Below are 17,830 nucleotides of genomic sequence, written 5' to 3'. Positions count from 1 at the left end.
GGTCCCGCTGGTCCCGTGGTTCCGGCTGCCCGCTTCAGCGCTTCGGCACCATCGCTGCCCAGCGTTGCACCGCGGACTTGTGCGCCAGGACCCAGGCGCGAAGGGCGCGCGTGCGGTCGATACCTTGTCGCACCGCGTCGATCTGCGCCTCGAAATCGGCAAACTGGTCGATGGCTGGCGTCTCGACCACCAGCATCAGCCCCGACCGGCCCCCTTTTCGCTTGTTCACCGTCGGAACGGGTCGAATGCCGCTTCCTGCAAGGTCGGCAGCAACACGCGCCGCCAGTTCGGGGAAGTGGTCACCCCAGCCGTAGAAATTGACGTTCGCATTGCCCTCGCGCAGCTGATGGACGATCCGCATCTGCGGCAGGAACGACCAGTCCGGCAGCGTTTCGGGGGCGAAGATCATCGTCACGCTCTCGGCAGCGCTTTCGCGCAGCATCGAGGGACCGGGGATCAATTCGGGCGCGATCTTCGCGGCAAGCGCCACATAGCGCGCACTGAAGGCATGTTTGGCGGGGTGGATCACCTGCACATAGCCGCGCCGTTGTTTCTCGATCGCCTGCATCATCAGATCGGCGCGATGCGTCATGCGGGCGCCCAATTCACCGCTTTCCCGCCCCGCCCGCGCGCGGAAAAAGTCGGCGATCATCTCGTAGCTCACCACATGATCGAAGGCTCCGGCGAAGCGGGAATTCTGCGCGCGATAGGCCTCGGGGCAGGTCAGGATCGTGCGCACAAGCAGAAAACTGCCGGCCTGCGCCTCGGCTTCGGCGCGATAGGATTCTGCCTGCTTGGGCTGTTCCGAGGTGTCGAGCTTGTTTTCGATCAGCAGGAGCACCTTGCCTCGCCGGGTCTCGACCTGCACCGAGATGTCGATTTCGCGCCGGTTGTGCAGTCTGCGCACCGAATGCAGCACCTGCGACCGGATGAAACCAAGGTCGATGAGGCCGATTGCGCGCAAGATGGCTGCGGTGAAGAGGGGAGAGGCGGCAAATTCCTCGACCAGCAAAAGGTCGACATCGCGCTCGGTGGCATGGGTCAGGACAGGAACGGTGTTCATCACAGGCTCGCGCTCGTTACGGTTGCACCAGAAGAGCAGGCGATTGCGGCGAAGCTCGGGCACAACCGGGGCGAGCGACGAGGTCAGCTCGCCGAGGCGTGCACTTGCGGCACGAACCCCGCGCGGATGACCTCGACCAGCGGCTTCGGTGTCAGCACCTCGACCGGACCTTCGAGTAGAATTGGTCGCGGGTGATACCCCTCGAAGCTCCAGTCGAACTGGCGTCCCTGCCATATCAGCACCGCTGCGTCGGCAGAAGCGACCATCACCCCGTCCGGCAGGTCGGCAATGTCTGCGGTGCAGGTCACCTTGCGACCGCGCGCGATGCGGGCAGAGTGAAGTGCACGGTCGATCGTCTCCGGCAGGGACCGCCCCGCCTCGGGTTCGCCAAGCACCTGCCGCCAGAGTGAAGTGAATTCGTTGTAGCGTTCGCGCCGACACTCGGCACAGGGACGATGCCCGGCGGCAAGCGCGGTCGCTTCGTCGAGGAAGAACAGCTGGGTGTAGCGGCCGGGTTTCATGATTTCCTGCTGCCGCCCTTTGAACGAGAGCGCGCAGGTGACCCAGTGCTGATGCGCATGGGTGCGAGCAATGGTCTTCGCCTCGTCATGCAGGATACCCCGGTTGCCCATCAGGGTGCCTTTTGCGGCCACGGCGTGAAAGGTCCCGAACGGATCGACGCGGTTTTGATAGGTCATGATCAACACCTTGATGCAGATGGCTGCCTTCTTGGTCCCGCGGCTATGGTTCGACTGTGGCAAAGGTGAGGCCACCCGGACCCGAGCGACGTCAGGCGCGCATGTCGAAATGTCGCAGCGGCTGCAAGGCAAGGTGAAATGCCTTGTCGCCCCTCCGCTTTGGGTAGAACATGACCGCGTGTTTTTCATGTTCTTGGAACATACGCATGCCCTTCGACCCAAAATACATTCCCGACGCTGTCGATCGCTACCGTCGCGAGCGTGACCGCTACGTCAAGCTTGCAGACCGGATCGCGGAAATCTGCCGCGAGGACATCTGCGAGCAGAACGCCATCCGCGCGCAGGTGACCTTTCGGGTGAAGACGCCCAAGTCCTTTGAAGGCAAACTGAAGCGCTTCAGCACCCGTCTGGACAAGAATTACGAGAACGTCGGCGAGATCTTTGACGGTATCGGCGACCTCGCAGGGGTGCGCATCGCCACCTATCGGCACGAGGATTGCGAGGAAGTCGTGGCGCATCTGCAAAAAGCCCTTGCCGGTCCGAATGGTGAAATCGAGATCGACAGAAAGGACAAGAATACGGAGAATAGGGAAAATTATTATCGCGCCATACATGTTCAGGTTGCCTTGCCGACCGAACAGCAGGTGGGCATCTACGACAATGTCGGCGACATAAGTTGCGAGATACAGGTTTGCACGATGATCGCGCATGTCTGGAACGAGATCGAACACGACATCGGCTACAAACCTGATCTTGGCGAGCCAAGCGACGACGAAAGGTATTACCTCGGACAGTTGGGAAGACTGGTCAGGCAGGGGGACCTATGTGTTTCGGGTCTGCTGGCGGCACATGAAAAGCGTGCCGAGACAGTGACGACGTCTGCAAGTTCCAACTCATCCGACAAAGCATTCGTGGATCAGCACGACTTCGTGGTGAAAATGCGCGATTTCGCAGGATTCGCCCTCTCGAACTTCTCGGGGGCGTCAGGTCAGCTGTTCGACTTGCTTGTGGACATCGATCTCAACTCTCCGTCGCTCATCCGTGCCGCCTTGGGACAGGTCGAGCATGAAACGCTTGTAAGAACGATGTCGGAATTCAATGAATACCTGAGTTCAAAAGGCGAATGTCGCTGGAGGGTGGATCCGGAGACATCGGACCTGTTGCTCATAGCTGTTTTGGAACAACGCCTCACACAGGTGATTGCGGAACTGGATGGGCGCGCCGGACGGGGACGAGGGCGACCAACACGGCTGCACAGCTTGGCATTGCGGTTCCAAGATTGGAGAAAGGAACAAGCCGGAACTTCGTGAGCGCAATTTTACGGGGCCAAGGCGTCTGAACCTACGGTTCAGACGCCTTCTCGCCAATCATCGTGTCAGCTCTGGAACGTCATCGCCCGGCATCGGATAGGTTCCCGCCTTGACCTTCGCCCAGATCTCCGGTCGTTTCGCCACTTCCGAGATCTGACGCCCCGGCGCCGCCTGATCGAAGATGCGATTCACTTCTTCGGCCCACTTGTAGAGCAGATGCAGGAAATCGGGCGAGATGCGTTGGCGCTGCCAGACCTGCTCGAAGTCGATGCGATGCCCGATCAGATCCGAGACGACCGAGATCGTGTAGGTGGCGATGTTGGCATAGCCCTGCCGGAAGGTTTCCTTCGCCTCCTTGGTCTTTATCGCGGATTCCAGCGACTTGAAGATGATGACCTTGGCGATCATCGCCTTATACCACTTCGCGTCCAGAGGATCGGGAACGATCGAGGGATCCTCGTCGAGGGCGGTCATGAAGGCCGCGAAGTTCTTTTCGCCGGCGAGAGCGACCTGCGCGGGACGACAGCGCCAGGCTTCGTGGAATTTCGCAATGTCGTTTTTCGACAGCTTTCGCCTGGTCGGGATTGCATCGGTCAGCTTCTTGCGCTGCGCGGGTGTCGTGCCGTCCCGCAGCAGCATCACCTGATAGGCGCCCGAGGCACGTTCGTAGAACCACCGCCCGATCCCGTCGGGGCACCAGGTGTCGTTCGCAAGCTTCTCGAGCTGGACATGGAATGGGCGGTTCGCGGACAGATCCGAGGTCTTCACCACGTTCTGGCTGTTGGCAAACCGCGAGATGGCGGCGATCAGCCGTTCGCGCTCGATGTCTTCGGCGCCTTTCAGGATGATGATCTTCGCCGGCACCATCACGTTGCCCAGATCGAGCGCCTTGTTGTCGCGCGCGGCGAAGTAGATCGAGGAGGTTGTCTGACCACCATTGACGATCTGGATGCCCTTGAGGAAGGAAATGCCGATGTTGCCGTCCGGTCCGCGCGCGAAGACGGCTTCGTCGCAGACCAGAACGAGACCGTTGTTGAACGCCATGAAATGTTCCGGCTCGCGCGCGAGGGTTTCGGCGATGCCCTTGTTGACCTTGCCGCGGGCGCCAAGAAAGGTGCGGACGTTCGCCTCGAGCAGGCGACTGCCGAAGCGTTCATAAAGTCGCCGGATCACCTGACCGGGGATCGCGGACAGCGCGTATTCGTAATCTGCATCCGGATCGGGAACGTGCACGCAGGTCAGCGGTCTACCGATGGTCTGCTCGAAACTGATCGAAACTTCTTCGCGCGGTTTGCCGACGGTGTGACGATAGAGCCGCTCGATGTCCATCGCCTCGATGGCGACGATGCGGTCGTGCACCTCCTTGGTCGAGAAGTGCTTCGCCTTCGTCTTGCCATCGGTGATGACGAAAACGCGCAGCTGGTCGAGATCGGGCCAGTTCGCGGTGATCGTCGTGATCAGCCCGAGAATCTCGTGCGAGGTCTCCACCTTGTCGGCCAGCTTTCCCCCGGCTGCGTGCATCAGGAAGCGCACGCCTTCCTTGGCCGTGTCGGCAGCGACGGAATCCGGAAGGGGCGTGATCTCTTCGCTGCCGAAATAATGCGTCACGAACAGATCAAGCCGGGTCTCGTCCGATGACAGCGCGAAGCCGGTGATCCGCAGCTTCGACTGACCGATCTTGCCGCTCCAATGGCAGACGGTCGGAGGTTCGCAAATGCCGGCATCGGCGACGCGTTCCATCACGAGTTCGGCGAAGACGAGCTCTTCTTGCGGAAAGGGGCCGTCGCCCGCCTGCACGCGCTCGGCAATCGTCGATTGAACGAGGGCACGGAAGTTCTGATGAAAGTCTTCAAGGCTCATGATGAATCATTCCAAGGGAGAAAAGGGCTTCTTCGAGTGGCTGCGCAGGCTGACCCAGCGCATCGAGATCGAGCGTGTAGACGACCTTGCGGATCGGTCCGGGTGTCGTTGCACGGCGCAGGCAGGGGAAATCGGGGCCGACCGCGAAAGACCTGGTTTCGGCAATGCGCAGGCGACGACGGTAGTGATCCGCGTGCTCGTCATCATAGCCCGAAAGCAAGAGCAGGGCATCGAGCGCCCGCCTCACGCCGGCTTCTGACATGCGCGCGCGCAGCGCTGCAACACGTTCGGGAAGCGCCAGACCGTCGTCGGCCTCTTCGAACCGGACAGCCGCCAGGTGAAGCGGCGCCAACTCGGTGTCGAGCTGCTCGAGGCTGTTGATCCGCGCAAGGAACGCGGTGCCCGCCATCGAGCTTTTCACCTCGACGGCACCGGTGCCGATGTGAAAGTCCTGCGCTGCATGCAGGGGGCCTTTCCACAATTCAACGGCTTCGCTGGCTCCCAGAAGGTCGCAGAGCCGATCGAGGAAGCAGAGTTCCCCCGCAAGCCCGATCTGTGACTGCGGCGACATCGGCCGCCGTTTGCGCGCCATGAAGGCCTGCCATTCGCTGACCCGCCCGACCAGGGATTTCGCCAGCGCCTGCGGGGTCTTTGCACTGGTCGCATCGAGCGCACGCAGCACGTCCGCCGCCATCACGGCAAAGATGTCGAGCGAGCCTTCGACCCTGCGCACCAGCCCGATCGCGGAGCGTCCCGCGAACTGGGTCGTGTCCTTGATCGGCATCACGTCGAAACCCTTGCCCTCCGGCAGGCCACCGCCGTCAGCCAGCACCGTGCCCGGGAAGCTGACCAGAAGCGCCTCGCGTCCGCCCGGGAAGTGACAGCCTGCCTTGATGGCGACGGGACCGACATCAGTCAGATGCACGAACTGCCAGTCGGACTCGCCGTCGCGTTTTGCCAGTGCACGCCAGGATTTGAGCAGGCCGTCTTCAGTCCACCCAGTCATTCATCGCCCCCCACAGCACGCTGTTTGCCATGTAATCCGCGTTGCTGACCCGCCGTTCCGACGGGCTGCCCGGGAAGCTGATCGCCCAGGCGAGCACCGGCGGCCCCGCCTCGAGTTCGGTGATCTTGCTGAACTTCGGTTCGAGCAGGTAGAGCATGAGCAGTCCGCGCTCGCGGCGCGGCGCGACACCACGCTCGGTGTCGCCGAAGCCGAGCACCTTGCGGATCGCCGTGCCGCGCGGTTCGTCGGGGGGAGTCGCGTCCTGGTCGCGGTCCTTGTCGCCGCGCCAGGTGCGACGTGTCAGATCGAGCGAGGCCAGCCACTCCGCCTCGGTCAGATCGATCGCCTGGTCGCGCGGCGAAATCAGCGTCTTGATCGAATACCGGTCGGCGGGCTCGGATTGAACGGCGCTCCGCTTCAGCTTGTTTACCGTCAGCCCGGCGATCGTGTGCTCGTCCTCACCGCCGCCGATCAGCGCCACGGTCCAGTTCGTCAGTTCACCATCCTTGTTCATCTCGTCGATGAAATCGGCCACGAGCGGGCTCACGACGCGGAAACTCGCGCCATGCGTGCGATAGGCACGCAAGAAGCCCGTCACGTTTTCGGCAGACACGTCGCGCCAGAAGTGCCCTTTCCAATTCGTGCCCCCGGGCGGAATGAACTGCTGATCTTCGGGATGCAGCGCCGGTCCCATAGCCTGCAGCAGCATTTCGCCCGCCGCGTAGTTCGCTTGCATGTCCTGACGGCGGGGTTGGAAGACGATCGTCTGCAGCAGGTCACCCGAGAAGGTCAGGTGCATCGGTCGCGCGTTGCGCATCTTCGAACGCGAGGTGACCGTCAGCACAGAATGCGACCGCACCCGCAACCCGAACTGCTTCGGCGTTGCCCCGGCGGCGACCATGTTGTCGAACTCCTGGCGCAGTTCCTCGGCGGCATCGGCAATATGTCCGAACCACTCGATCATCTCGTGCGTCGTGTAGAGACGGCAGACATCGAGATAACCGTCACGGTAGCCGAACCAGCGGCCCATCTGCATCAGCGTGTCATACATGCGCGCCGTGCGCAGGAAGTAGCTGGTGCAGAGCCCTTCGAGGGTCAGGCCGCGTGCAAGCTTGTCGCCCCCAACCGCGATCACCTTGAGCCCGGTGGTCTCGTTCTCGACGTAGTCGAGCGCGTCCTTCGCGGTGCCGTTGATCTCGCGCACCTTCACGTCGCTGATGATGTCGGGCAACACCTCGCGCAGCTGCTCCCAGGTGAAATCGGCAAGCTGCTCGTCCGGGATAAGTTGCGCGCGGATGCGCTCCATGCCGGGCAGGAAGCGGTTTTCGTAATCCGACCGCATCAGCGCTTCGGTTTCCGCAAGGTCGATCCCGCGCGCGAAGCGTCCCCTGAGGGTGCGGACATAGTCCTCGACCTGACGGACAACCTCGCCCTGCACCGAGGTGAAGCGCGAGACGTGGATCAGCATCGACGCATGTTTCGCGCCCTGACCGCGCAGCTTGCGCACGGCACAGGCCAGCAGGAAGGAGCGGACGGCTTCTTCCATGCTATCGGGAATGCGCGCTTCGCTTTTCCATGTCGGGCGATAGCCGTTCTTGTGTTTCTGCGGCATCCATGGGGCATAATCGGCCTCGGCCAGGGCGCGCACCAGGGGAAGTTCTTCCGGCAATGCCGATGAGGATCCGAAGACGCGTCCCGGTCCGATGTAGTTCGACGGCGCCGCAAGGCTGGTGATGAAGGATGCCGGAAACAGGTCCGGACCGTGTTCGGTTGTCGTGCCCTTGTCGTGGATGAAGATGTTGGCAAACGGCGTGGCGGTGTAGCCCACATAGGCCTTTCGCGCGAAGTGATGCAGGATCGAACGGATCAGACGGTTGATGACGGTCGGGTTGTGCTCCTCGTCGGGGGCGCCGAATTCGTCGACCACATTCTCTCCGGTATCCACCGAGCCGTGGTCGGCTTCGTCGTCGATCACCAGCAGCGGCAGGTTCGTGACGATCTTGCGTCCCGTTTCCGGGTCGGTCCAGTTCGCGGCACGGTTCCGGATCCAGAACAGCAGCCGCTCGAGCACCGTCTTGTTCTTCTTGACCACGAACAGCCACGGACGCTGCTCGGGCGAGACACCGAGGCTCGATGCCTGCTTCTTGTTGAAGTCGCCATTCTCGCTGCGGTTCGTGGCGTAGTTCGGCTGCATCGAGTGATCGGTGTCGATCAGCCCGACGCCGACCGGCGGCAGGTTCTCGACGTTCGCCAGCGTCGCGAAGCCCAGAAATCCCTCGTCAAGACGGATCTGCGTCTGGGCGCGCAGGTTGTTGTGCAGACCGGCAAGGACGATGATGATCTTGTAGCCCGCATCGGCCGCCTTGCAGATCAGGCCGGTATAGTTTCCGGTCTTGCCCGACTGCACATGCCCGACGACAAGTCCGCGGCGGTCCCACGCACCCTCGCGTTTGGGGTCCTCGAGTTGCGAAAGGACCTCGTCGGTCGCGCCATCCAGCGCGTCGAGCGCCTTCCACGGGATCTTTGTCTCCATGTATTCCGAATAGCGCCGCCAGTAGTGCCAGTCCTTCTTGCGCTCGGCATTGAGCCAGTCGATGTGGTCACCGCCATCCTTCAGCGTCGCATTCGAGCCGACGCTTTGGCTGGCACGGCGGATGAGTTCCTCGACCAGTGCCTCGCGGTCGATCACCGCGAATTGTGTCGGCATGATGGTCGCAAGCATGTCGAGTTGTGTCTCGATCATCGCGGGAGTGATCGCGTTGCCTGCGCTGGTCGAATTCATGATCAGCAGCTTCTGCGCCATGCTCAGAACGGTATCGAAGGCTTTCTGGTCCATCGTGGTCATTGCGTTTCGTCATCCTCGATCTTCAATGCGTCGATGAGCGCGGTGTAGCGCTCGAAAGGTGGAGTGCGTTGCAGCCGGTCGCGGGCCTGCGGTTCGGTCAGGCCGCTGTGCAGGACGAGCGCGCGGAACAGGGCCGCGAGCGGCGTGCGGACATCTTCCTCCGATGCTGCCGTGAAGCCGGTTGCGGGGGTGTCCTTGTCTTCTGCCGTGTCGAGCCAGATCCGCTGCACGGGAACGGTCTCCTCGACAAGGCGCAGCAGAGCAAGAATGTCGGTCTTCAACGGGCCGGCGCGATCGAGCAGCGATGCGACCAGATCGTGTTCGCGCGAGATGCGGTAGGCGGTGCCGTTGCGCGTCTTCACCGCATCCCAGACATCACGCACGCCCTGAGCCCTGCCTGCCGATGGCAAAAGGTGGCCGCGGTGTGCAAACACCAGTCGCGCGCGTTCGCGCGTCTCGGCTGCGATGCGCTGAAGCTGAGGGCGCAGGATGACCGGCGGGCTTGCCGTCGACTTCAGGATGTTGATCTTCCATTCGGCATCGGCCGAATTCGGAATGTCGAGCCGGATTCGCGCCAGCCTGTGCGCCTCGTCCCGTGTCCAGGCGCGACCACGCTCGCCTAGTCCGAGCCAGCCACCTGCCACCAGCAGACGCCGGTTGCGATAGATGTAGAAACCCTGCTGCGAGGTCCAGCCGGCCGGACCTGCCGCCGCATCCGCCTCGGCGGGTTTCAGCATGTCGCGGTGCGGCAGCACATGTTCCTGCACCATGACACCCGTCGTATGTATCAGCCGGAACTCGGAGCTTTCGAGCGCTTTCCCGGGATGGCCCGTCATGAACGGATCCCATGCCGCGACCGGGCGACCGTTCAGCGTGAGCTTCAGCGGGCGGGCCGGATCGTCGATCAGGCGGTGGAAGGTCATCGCAAGATGACGCTCGACCTGATCCACGAGGTCGATCATGTCCTGTGCCTTGAACCCCTCGGAGACGATACGGTCGAGACATTCCCAAAGCACGATGGTTCCGTGCGGTTGGATGTCGAGTGCGCTCAGATGGTGTTCGGAGCCCGGATGCGCCCCTTCGAACAGGGGCCATCCACCCCCCGCGGCTTCGCCAAGCCGATCGAGATCCCAGCGCAGGCAGACGATCGTCTCTCCGGCGCGTCGGCTGGCGACTGTCAGCCGACGTGCCTGCGAGAAGCTTGCCGTCTTCAGCCCCATTCCGAAGCGTCCAAGATCGGTGCTGCTGCGGGCGTGACGCGGATCCCTGGCGCCCAGACGCATCGCGGTTTCGAGCTCGGCATCGGTCATGCCTGCGCCGTTGTCGCGAATGCTGACCCGGCTGTGTGCCTCGGCCCAATCGAACCGGATATCGATCTCGCTCGCTCCTGCACTGATGGAGTTGTCGATGATGTCGGCAAGCGCGGTTGCGGTGCTGTAACCGAGGCCGCGAAGCGACTCGATCATGGCTTCCGCTACCGGCGGGGCGTTTCGAAACGTCATGAGGGAAATGCCTTGTGGAGTTGACGCAAACGCATGGGGTTACGCAGTCGCTCCATGCCCTTGGCTTCGATCTGCCGAATGCGCTCTCGGGTGACACCTTCGATCTGACCGATCTCCTCGAGGGTCATTTCGTTTTCAAGTCCTATCCCGAAGCGCATCCTGATGATCTCTGCCTGACGCTCATCAAGCTCAGCGAGGCAGTTGTGCATGATCGCCGCGCATTCTGCGTCGTGAATGTGTTCCGGGATTTCCTTGAGCGGACCCTCCGGAACCAGATCGTCAAGCACCGAAAGCTCGACCGCGAATCTCGGCAACCTGTTCATCTTGCGCATTTCGAGGGGTGTCAGATCGAGACGTTTTGCCAGTTCGACATCTCTCGGTGCGCCCGGGAGAAACGGGTCAATGCTTTCTTCAGCGCGCGCAAGCTTCCAGACAACCGAAGAGAAGTGTGCCGGAAAGCGGATCAGTCGGCTTTCGTTGGCGCGCCACCACGATACCGCCTGAATAAGCCAGAAAGATGCATAGGCAGCGAAGTTATTGCCCAGTGCTGGATCGCAGTTCGATGCAGCCCTCAGCAATCCCCGGAAACTGGCTTGAAACACATCTTCCTGATCCTCATCGTCTGCGGTGCGTTGTGCAGCATGCCGACGGCAAAGCGGGAGGGATGCTTCGACGAGCGCAGAGATGGCGTTTTCGCGGGCTGCCAGGTTGCGTGCCATCGTTTCGGCGAAAGCGCTCAGTTCGCCACTCTCGCGCATTTCGGCGACGACGGCCTCCAGAAACTCCGGCTTCAGTTCCAGATCCGCAACCAGAGACACGGCCTCCCGCACCGCCGATCCAGACCCTGCCGCAATCGCGTTCCGAAGCGCGCGCAGTGCCTCGGCAGCGTTGATGAATACCTGACCTTCTCGCGTCAGATGTGTCGGGTTGACCTGAAGTTCGGTCACTTCGGCGCAGTCCACGGTGCCGCAAATGACCTGTTCTGCCATATATAGGATGATGTCGAGCACATGCGCATGCTCGACGATCCCGAGCAGAAGCGCCGTCCGTGCCTGCTTGACAGCCCCTGTCAGGCGCTGCTCCGAGCGCTTGTCGAGAACGCGCTTACCCATCCCCGGCAGCACGGAAGCACGCGTGCAAGTCGCGGCAATCGCTTCGGAAAGATCCTCCGCGCAAACGTCCGTCATGGCCTCGAAAACGGTATCTTCATCAACCCGGGCATGTTCGAACCCCGCGGCCTCGATTTCGCGCAGGACGTTCAGGCGCAGATCGACCGGGTCGAAACGTCCGTGACAGATGCCGATGATCTCGTCGAGATCTTCGTCGGTGACGCCGGCGTTCGTGACGATGCGCTGCGCAATCTCCGCACATCGGTCGGGTTCGATCGAGAACCGGTGCCAGGTCGAATGCTTCACCTCGCGACGCAGCCCACGACGGCGCGACACTGCATAGTCCGCGTCGTCATCCTCTGTGCCAGCGTGGCCGGTGCCTATGCCGTCACCTTCGATGCGCAGCGACTGCAGGTCGATGTCCCAGTCGATCTCCGCCTCGGCCTCGTCGGTGCGAAGGGTCACGTCATTGGTGATGCGCGTGAAATCCGCGCGCGTCTCGGCACTTCCGCAGGTTTCGTGAAAATCCACAGCCTCGACTTCGCCATCAAAGGACAGATCGTCGAGCGCATCTTCGTCGAAATCGACAACGTCATTCCGTGCGGGTGGTTCGATCAGGTTGGTCGCCTCGATGATCGGCCGATTGTCGGCTGCGGCCGTCCGATCCGGTTCAACCGGATCATCCGCAGCACCGATGGCGGACAGCAGCAGGTCGGCGAGCAACATATGACCACTTTCGCGTGCGACCTCGCCCGGCGTCAGTCCTGCCATGTTGACGGCATGGACATCCGCTCCTGATCGAACGAGGAAATCGGCGGCTCGGAGCTTGCCCTGCATCGCAACGATGTGCAGTGGTGTGTCGCCCTTGCTGTCGCGCGCGTCGAGACGTTTCTCCTTCACGAGACGCTCCAGGACGCGCGCGTTGTCGAGCACAAGTCCAGTCAGTTCCCCGAAGCTCAGCGGGCGGCGTGCGTCGATTTCAGCCTGGCTGGCGATGCGTCCATCCAGTGCGTCTGCAAGGTCGAAGTGTCCGGCCGATCGCGCTTGTGCGGCAGCCGATCTGCCGTGCCTGTCCGGCAAGGAGGGGTCGTATCCGGAGGCAATCAGTGTCTTGCATGCGAAGGCATCACCAGCTGCGGCCGCGAGATGGAGCGCAGTGCGCCCCAGCGCAACCGCCCTCGCATCGGGTTGATAGCCAGCGTGATCCGGGTGTCGTCCTGACCTTGTCGATGCGGATGCCGCATCGACGGAACGATCTGGTGCAATCACCGGATGCGCCCGATCCATGTCCTGAAATTCCGCCACCAAATCCATAACTTCCCCGGATATGACCGCAAGTTCCGGTGGGTTGCAACACAACCTTGACAGGAACTTGGCGAGACTTTGACGGAGAATTACCCCATTGGGGTGTCAAAGACTGTCGTATACCGGCAGGATGGCTTTGGCGATCTGATGCGCGAGCCAGGGGGGAACGGCGTTTCCGACCTGCACGTATTGCTCGGTGCGGTTTCCGAGGAACATGTAGTCGTCGGGAAATGTCTGTAGCCGCGCAGCTTCACGCACCGTCAGGCTGCGACATTGTGTCGGGTCGTGGTGGATGAAATAATGACCGTCCTTGGAGATGTGGCTGGTGATCGTGGTGCTCGGCTGATGAGCCAGCTGCACGCGAAAGCGGTCATTGAACTTGCCGCTGCTCCAGCTGCGGTGGGCGGGCGCAAGCGAGTCGGGGAACGCCTCTGCGCGCGGGCTGTTCCCTGTCACCTCGGCATGACAGGCCGCGAACAGATATCGCGCCAGATCGGTCGGCATGTGACCGCGGGTTTCATGAAGGGTGATACGTCCACCAGCGTGCCCCGCCAGCCAGGTGTCCAGTTCGGCCGGAAGCTCGGCGCTTGCGGCGGCTTTTCGTGTTGCGGACCTGCCGCAGGCGACGGTCTCGCCCAGCCTTTCGACAACGCGACGCAACACGCGCCGGATCTGCTCGGAATGGGCGATCGCCTTGTCAGAGAGCGCTGCTTCGACCTGCCCGGCAGCATCGAGCATCGCGTCGGTCCAGGCGGCGGGACTGTCGGAGCGGCTGAGCCCGCTGCGCAGACGCGGCAGATGCCCGATCGTTTGCGCGACACTGACCTGACATGAGCTGCGCGCAAGGGTCGGGATCGCCGAGGGCGGCAGATGATCGGCGATATCGCGCCGGATGCCGAGGATGATGACCCGATGACGCATCTGCGGAACGCCGTGATCCTCGGCGCGCACAATGAAGTCCCTCGGTTCAGGGTCACGCGCAAGGTTCGGTTCCGTCGCCAACCCGAACAGGCGATAACCCCGACCCGCCGCCTTGAGGTCGCGCATCACCATCGCGAAGATCGCCTTGCCCTCGACCGAAGACGACAGCATACCCTTGACGTTTTCCATGACGAAGGCGACCGGCCCCAGCCGGTTCAGAACGCGGACATATTCCTCGTAGAGGAAGTTCCGATGATCCGCCTGCGCATCGTAGGTTGCGATCCCTGCGTTGCGAGACCTTCCGGCCAGCGAATAGGCTTGGCAGGGCGGTCCGCCGATGAGCAGCGTTCGACGTTGACCCGACGCCTCGATTTCGCGGATGCGCTCTTCCAGGAGATCCGCAGCAGGCCTCGTGCCGAGTTCAAGGCATTGCGCTTCGCGCTTTGCGTCTTCCCACTCCTCGGGATGAAGGGCCGCCCAATCCGGCGCCGGGCCTCCCTTGCTCATCCAGTCCAGATAAGCGGTCGGCAGCACCGGAAATCGCCGCAGAAATGCGCGCAGACGCAAGGTGGAATGCGCTGCAGCGTCCTTCTCGATCGACACTGCGATCCGGTAAGCCGGTGCCGAGGGGCCCTGCACCGATGAAAATCCCTCGCCAAGGCCGCCCGGGCCCGAAAACAGATCGACGATGGAAATCGGGTTTGTCATTGTCATGCCGTTCACGCGGGTCTTGTCGTCTTCTTCCAGGTCCGCGCCGGGAGCGCAAGAGCACATGGTCGACATAGTTTCGAAGGAAGTGCGATCACGGATGATGTCCGGCATCCGCAGTGTCGACACCCGCCCCGAACTGGCCCTGCGTCGCAGGATGCATGCGCTCGGGTTGCGGTTTCGCTTGCATCGCAAGGATCTTCCCGGCTCGCCCGATCTGGTCTTTCCGCGTTTCCGGGCGGCCGTGTTCGTGCACGGTTGCTATTGGCATCGACATCCGGGCTGCCCGAAAACCACGATGCCTTCCACGAGGGTTGCGTTCTGGTCGGAGAAATTCGAAGCGAACGTGCGGCGGGACCAGCGGGCTGAAACGTTGCTGTTGTCCACCGGATGGCGTGTTGCTGTCATCTGGGAGTGCGTGCTTCGACGCAATCCGGACGCCGTGGCGCAGGAGCTCGATGAATGGCTGCAAAGCGCACCGGATGAAGATTCTGTTCGGCGTCTCGAAATACCACCCAGAGGTTCCGCGTGACGCGCCCTCATGCTATCGCAACGCACCTTTCGCGAACATGAGCTTCGTGTCATCTCAAGAAAACGCGAGTTTCGAACATCAGGGCCGTCCCGGCAAGGGTCAGCGCCTTGCCGGGTTGATGATTCAGTATGGTGTCGGCGTGCGGGCCCGCAGCACCTGTTTCATCAACTCGGTCGACGAGAACTATTTCTCGGATGCTTGAAGTTAAGCTGCGATCGAAGGAAGGCGTTCGAGGTGGCAATCTGTGACAAGTGCGGGGGCGAGATCGAGTTTCGCTATGTCGATGGCGTGCTCAGACCGCTTCACATCGGTGGCGGGCTGTGTGACGGCCTGGAACGTGTCACCGAGCCGGTTCCTCGTCACGGCTGGACGCACGACTGTTACCTCGATCCGAACGCGTCCTGCCCGGTCTGCGGGGCTCGGGTGTATTTCTACCAAAGCCGTCACGGTGGACGGGTCTTGTTCGACGATGTCGGCTGGCCGTGGCCGAAGCATGGATGCACCGACGACGATCAGCGGCAGGTCCGGGGCAAGCGTGCCCCGTCCGGTCGGTCCCGCGTGTTTCGAGACAGATCCGGAGCGATGCTCAAGATCTATGACCTCGACGACATCGAAGACCGGGGTCGCACCTACCTGCTCGTGCTGCGCAACCAGATGACCGGCTCCCGAGTGCGCGTCCTCGTCGGCAAAAGAAGGCTCTCGCAAGGCAACATTCGTCTTGCAGATTTCCAGGACGCGCCGAGCATCGTCGTCCACGAGTTCGAACAAGGGGCGAACCACATTCGGCTTGATTTCGTCTGCGTGAGGCTGGGCAAAGTCGCGCGGGTGAAGTTGAGAGCTGCGCGGTGAAGCAGTCGCCCTCATGTTATCGTAACGCCCCGTTTGCGAACATGAGCATCGTGTCATGTCAAGAAAACGCGGTTTTTCGAACATGAGGGCCGCCCCGTCGAACAGGGTGTGACTCAGGTTTCGATCGCGGCGGCCTCTTCGACGTCCTCAGCCTCGTCATCATCGTCATCGCTTCCGTCGAACACATAATGCGGCAGCGCGTCGATGAGCCGCGCCTTTGCCGCGATCGTGACATCTCCATAATCGTCGGCGGCCTTCTTGCCGGGGTGACCCTGAATCGCATCAAGAACCCGGTCCGACATCCCCAGTTCTCGTCCTTGCGTCTTGAAACGATGTCGCCAGCCGTAGTTGGGTTGCACGTTTTCAGGGACGAGGTTCAGTTTATGCAGCCATTGGGACAGTCGACCGGATGTCGTGCGCGCACCGGAGAGGTATTTTTCGGGAGTTTGCGCTCCATGGAAAAGCGGACCTTCGTTCGCTCCCTTGACAAACTCCAAGAAGCCAAGCTCGACGACCTGTCGATGAAGAGGGGCATCCCGGTATTCACCCGTCTTGACCGAACCGGCCTCGGGGGTAATGCGAAGCATCCAGCGTCCCGCCTCCTTGAAGACATCCTGTTTGCGCAACTGAGTGATCTCGTTGACGCGAGCGCCCGTGAAAGCACAAAGCAAGGGCACCCATCGCTTTGCTGCGGTGATATGGGCGCTCTCGCGGTGCGAGGGATGCGTGGTTGCGCGAGGTTCGTAGTTGAGTGACGCTTTCAGGATGCGCACCGCCTCACGCTTTGTGTAGCCGCGTTCGCGGGTAAGCTGCTTTTTGGCGACCTTCTGATTGACCTTTTCAATCTCGTTTGTCGGCAGCTTGAAGTTTGCCTCTGCCCAGGTGAGCACGGCACGGACTGCGGCGAGATACTTCGCCGAGACAGTCTTCGCGGACTTGCCTTCTGCAAGAAGTGCGTCGCGCCAATTGAGCAGATCGATTCGTTTTATCTTCCGCGCATCGTCATGACCGAGAAAGTCTTGGAGCGATCGGATCGGCGGCGTCCAGTTCGCACCGCCGTCAAGGTGCGTGCCCGTCGCCTGACTGACTTTGATGTAATCGCAAAAAAGTCCCCAAAGCGAAACGGGTTCGCCCTCGTCGATCGGCCTTGACGGCGGGCGCACGATCGGGTCCTGCGGGGTTCCGCCGAAGTTACCGGCATCCAGCTCGCAGGTTCGCTCGAGCGCTTCGATCTCCGCACGCATGAGCTTTTGCGCCAGATCGCGCCATTCCTGAGACTCGCGGGCGACGGCGATATGGTGTCGATCAATGAATTCCTGCACTGTCGCATTCACCAATCGCGTGTTGCCGGTGGCTATCTCGGCGCGCAGAGCCTTGAGTTTGCTCTTGCGCAAGCGTTCGTCGAAATGGCGCATGGAGGCCTTCAACTCGTAGTCCGAGTAGACGTTGAAAAAGCCCGAGATGCTCTTTCTCGGATCGGCGTCTCCAGCTTCGATGCGCTTGTTCGCCTTTTCGAGCTCGTCCGCGATCTCCTGCTCGGTCGGCATTGCAGCCCGTTTCGCCGCGTCTTGTGCAAGCGTGCTGGTGTAATGCGCCCAGACGGCCTGTTCGACATCTTCCGGGGTCAGGGCGCGACGAGGCGTCACGGCGGCGACGGGAGCCGGTTCGACAGGCGCATCGGAGGTGGCGGCTTCAAGCATGCGTCGCGCCGCCTTGAGCTTGTCCTTCAGGCGGGCGACAGCCGCGGCGTGGTTTTCATCCGCGATACGCAGGTCGCCGCCCAGTGGTTCGGTCAGCTGCGTCTTGTTGGCGAAGAACGGTTTGAGCTCGAGCGGGATCGAGATGCGCGCCCAGTAACGCCCGTCCTTCTCTTTCCAATGCCGTCGTTTCGCCGCCATCGATACCCCCATTCTGGCACCTGTTCTGGCACCAAAAATGGCACCAGCGCCTTGAATTCAAGGGTTTTATTTAAGATCAAGGGGATGGTATGGTGCTGCAAGAGAGGATTGAACTCTCGACCTCTCCCTTACCAAGGGAGTGCTCTACCACTGAGCTACTGCAGCATCCGGCGCTTTCACGCTGGTCGCTTCCGACCGTGGCGCGGATGTAGACGAACCGCGCG

13 protein-coding genes and 1 tRNA gene are annotated in these 17,830 nt (G+C 61.8%); 4 read left to right on the top strand and 10 right to left on the bottom strand.

Annotated elements, in window-relative coordinates; translation table 11 throughout:
• Positions 1-34: 34 nt before the first annotated feature.
• Both C8J30_RS09245 and C8J30_RS09240 read right to left on the bottom strand, forming a co-directional pair.
• Entirely contained in the window at positions 35-1,063 is a 1,029-nt protein-coding gene (locus C8J30_RS09245) for a PD-(D/E)XK nuclease family protein (protein WP_110805550.1), read from the bottom strand.
• Positions 1,064-1,146: 83 nt separating this feature from the next.
• A complete protein-coding gene (locus C8J30_RS09240) occupies positions 1,147-1,761 on the bottom strand; it encodes a hypothetical protein (RefSeq protein ID WP_110805549.1) in 615 nt (204 codons plus the stop codon).
• A gap of 206 nt (positions 1,762-1,967) precedes the next feature.
• Between C8J30_RS09240 and C8J30_RS09235 the strand changes: the two genes are divergently transcribed.
• Positions 1,968-3,071, top strand: a complete 1,104-nt coding sequence (locus tag C8J30_RS09235; RefSeq protein ID WP_181420825.1) for a GTP pyrophosphokinase — start codon at positions 1,968-1,970, stop codon at positions 3,069-3,071.
• A 57-nt stretch (positions 3,072-3,128) separates the two neighbouring features.
• On the opposite strand, the gene C8J30_RS09230 is transcribed toward C8J30_RS09235, so the two are convergent.
• The 6 genes from C8J30_RS09230 to C8J30_RS09205 form a co-directional block, all read right to left on the bottom strand.
• Positions 3,129-4,931, bottom strand: coding sequence for an AIPR family protein (locus C8J30_RS09230; RefSeq protein WP_110805547.1), 1,803 nt, complete (start codon positions 4,929-4,931; stop codon positions 3,129-3,131).
• A complete protein-coding gene (locus tag C8J30_RS09225) occupies positions 4,921-5,937 on the bottom strand; it encodes a PD-(D/E)XK motif protein (protein ID WP_110805546.1) in 1,017 nt (338 codons plus the stop codon). The genes C8J30_RS09230 and C8J30_RS09225 overlap by 11 nt, the downstream gene beginning before the upstream one ends.
• Positions 5,921-8,782: a Z1 domain-containing protein gene (locus C8J30_RS09220; protein WP_110805545.1), complete on the bottom strand. Its 2,862-nt coding sequence runs from the start codon at positions 8,780-8,782 to the stop codon at positions 5,921-5,923. The genes C8J30_RS09225 and C8J30_RS09220 overlap by 17 nt, the downstream gene beginning before the upstream one ends.
• Positions 8,779-10,248, bottom strand: a complete 1,470-nt coding sequence (locus tag C8J30_RS09215) for an ATP-binding protein (protein WP_245909744.1) — start codon at positions 10,246-10,248, stop codon at positions 8,779-8,781. The genes C8J30_RS09220 and C8J30_RS09215 overlap by 4 nt, the downstream gene beginning before the upstream one ends.
• A gap of 32 nt (positions 10,249-10,280) precedes the next feature.
• On the bottom strand, positions 10,281-12,707 hold the full coding sequence (locus C8J30_RS09210; RefSeq protein WP_110805543.1) for a sigma-70 family RNA polymerase sigma factor: 2,427 nt from the start codon (positions 12,705-12,707) through the stop codon (positions 10,281-10,283).
• A 96-nt stretch (positions 12,708-12,803) separates the two neighbouring features.
• Positions 12,804-14,441 (bottom strand): DNA cytosine methyltransferase, encoded by a 1,638-nt coding sequence (locus C8J30_RS09205; protein ID WP_245909743.1) that lies wholly within the window; start codon positions 14,439-14,441, stop codon positions 12,804-12,806.
• Between C8J30_RS09205 and C8J30_RS09200 the strand changes: the two genes are divergently transcribed.
• From C8J30_RS09200 to C8J30_RS09190, 3 genes are read left to right on the top strand one after another with little or no spacing between them, the layout of a single operon-like run.
• On the top strand, positions 14,431-14,859 hold the full coding sequence (locus tag C8J30_RS09200; RefSeq protein WP_245909742.1) for a very short patch repair endonuclease: 429 nt from the start codon (positions 14,431-14,433) through the stop codon (positions 14,857-14,859). The two genes, C8J30_RS09205 and C8J30_RS09200, sit on opposite strands and share 11 nt — an antisense overlap.
• A gap of 46 nt (positions 14,860-14,905) precedes the next feature.
• Complete coding sequence (locus tag C8J30_RS18855) at positions 14,906-15,061, top strand: hypothetical protein (RefSeq protein WP_220033711.1); 156 nt, start codon at positions 14,906-14,908, stop codon at positions 15,059-15,061.
• Between the two features lie 32 nt (positions 15,062-15,093).
• Positions 15,094-15,708 (top strand): hypothetical protein, encoded by a 615-nt coding sequence (locus C8J30_RS09190; RefSeq protein WP_110805575.1) that lies wholly within the window; start codon positions 15,094-15,096, stop codon positions 15,706-15,708.
• Between the two features lie 113 nt (positions 15,709-15,821).
• Here C8J30_RS09190 and C8J30_RS09185 read toward each other — a convergent pair whose 3' ends face one another.
• Both C8J30_RS09185 and C8J30_RS09180 read right to left on the bottom strand, forming a co-directional pair.
• A complete protein-coding gene (locus C8J30_RS09185) occupies positions 15,822-17,606 on the bottom strand; it encodes a site-specific integrase (protein WP_181420824.1) in 1,785 nt (594 codons plus the stop codon).
• 90 nt (positions 17,607-17,696) lie between these two features.
• Positions 17,697-17,771 (bottom strand) — tRNA-Thr (locus tag C8J30_RS09180).
• Positions 17,772-17,830 lie beyond the last annotated feature (59 nt).

Source organism: Rhodobacter viridis, assembly GCF_003217355.1.
GTDB lineage: Bacteria > Pseudomonadota > Alphaproteobacteria > Rhodobacterales > Rhodobacteraceae > Rhodobacter > Rhodobacter viridis.
The sequence above is the reverse complement of the archived record's forward strand: the minus strand, read 5'-3'. Positions and strand labels throughout refer to the sequence as shown.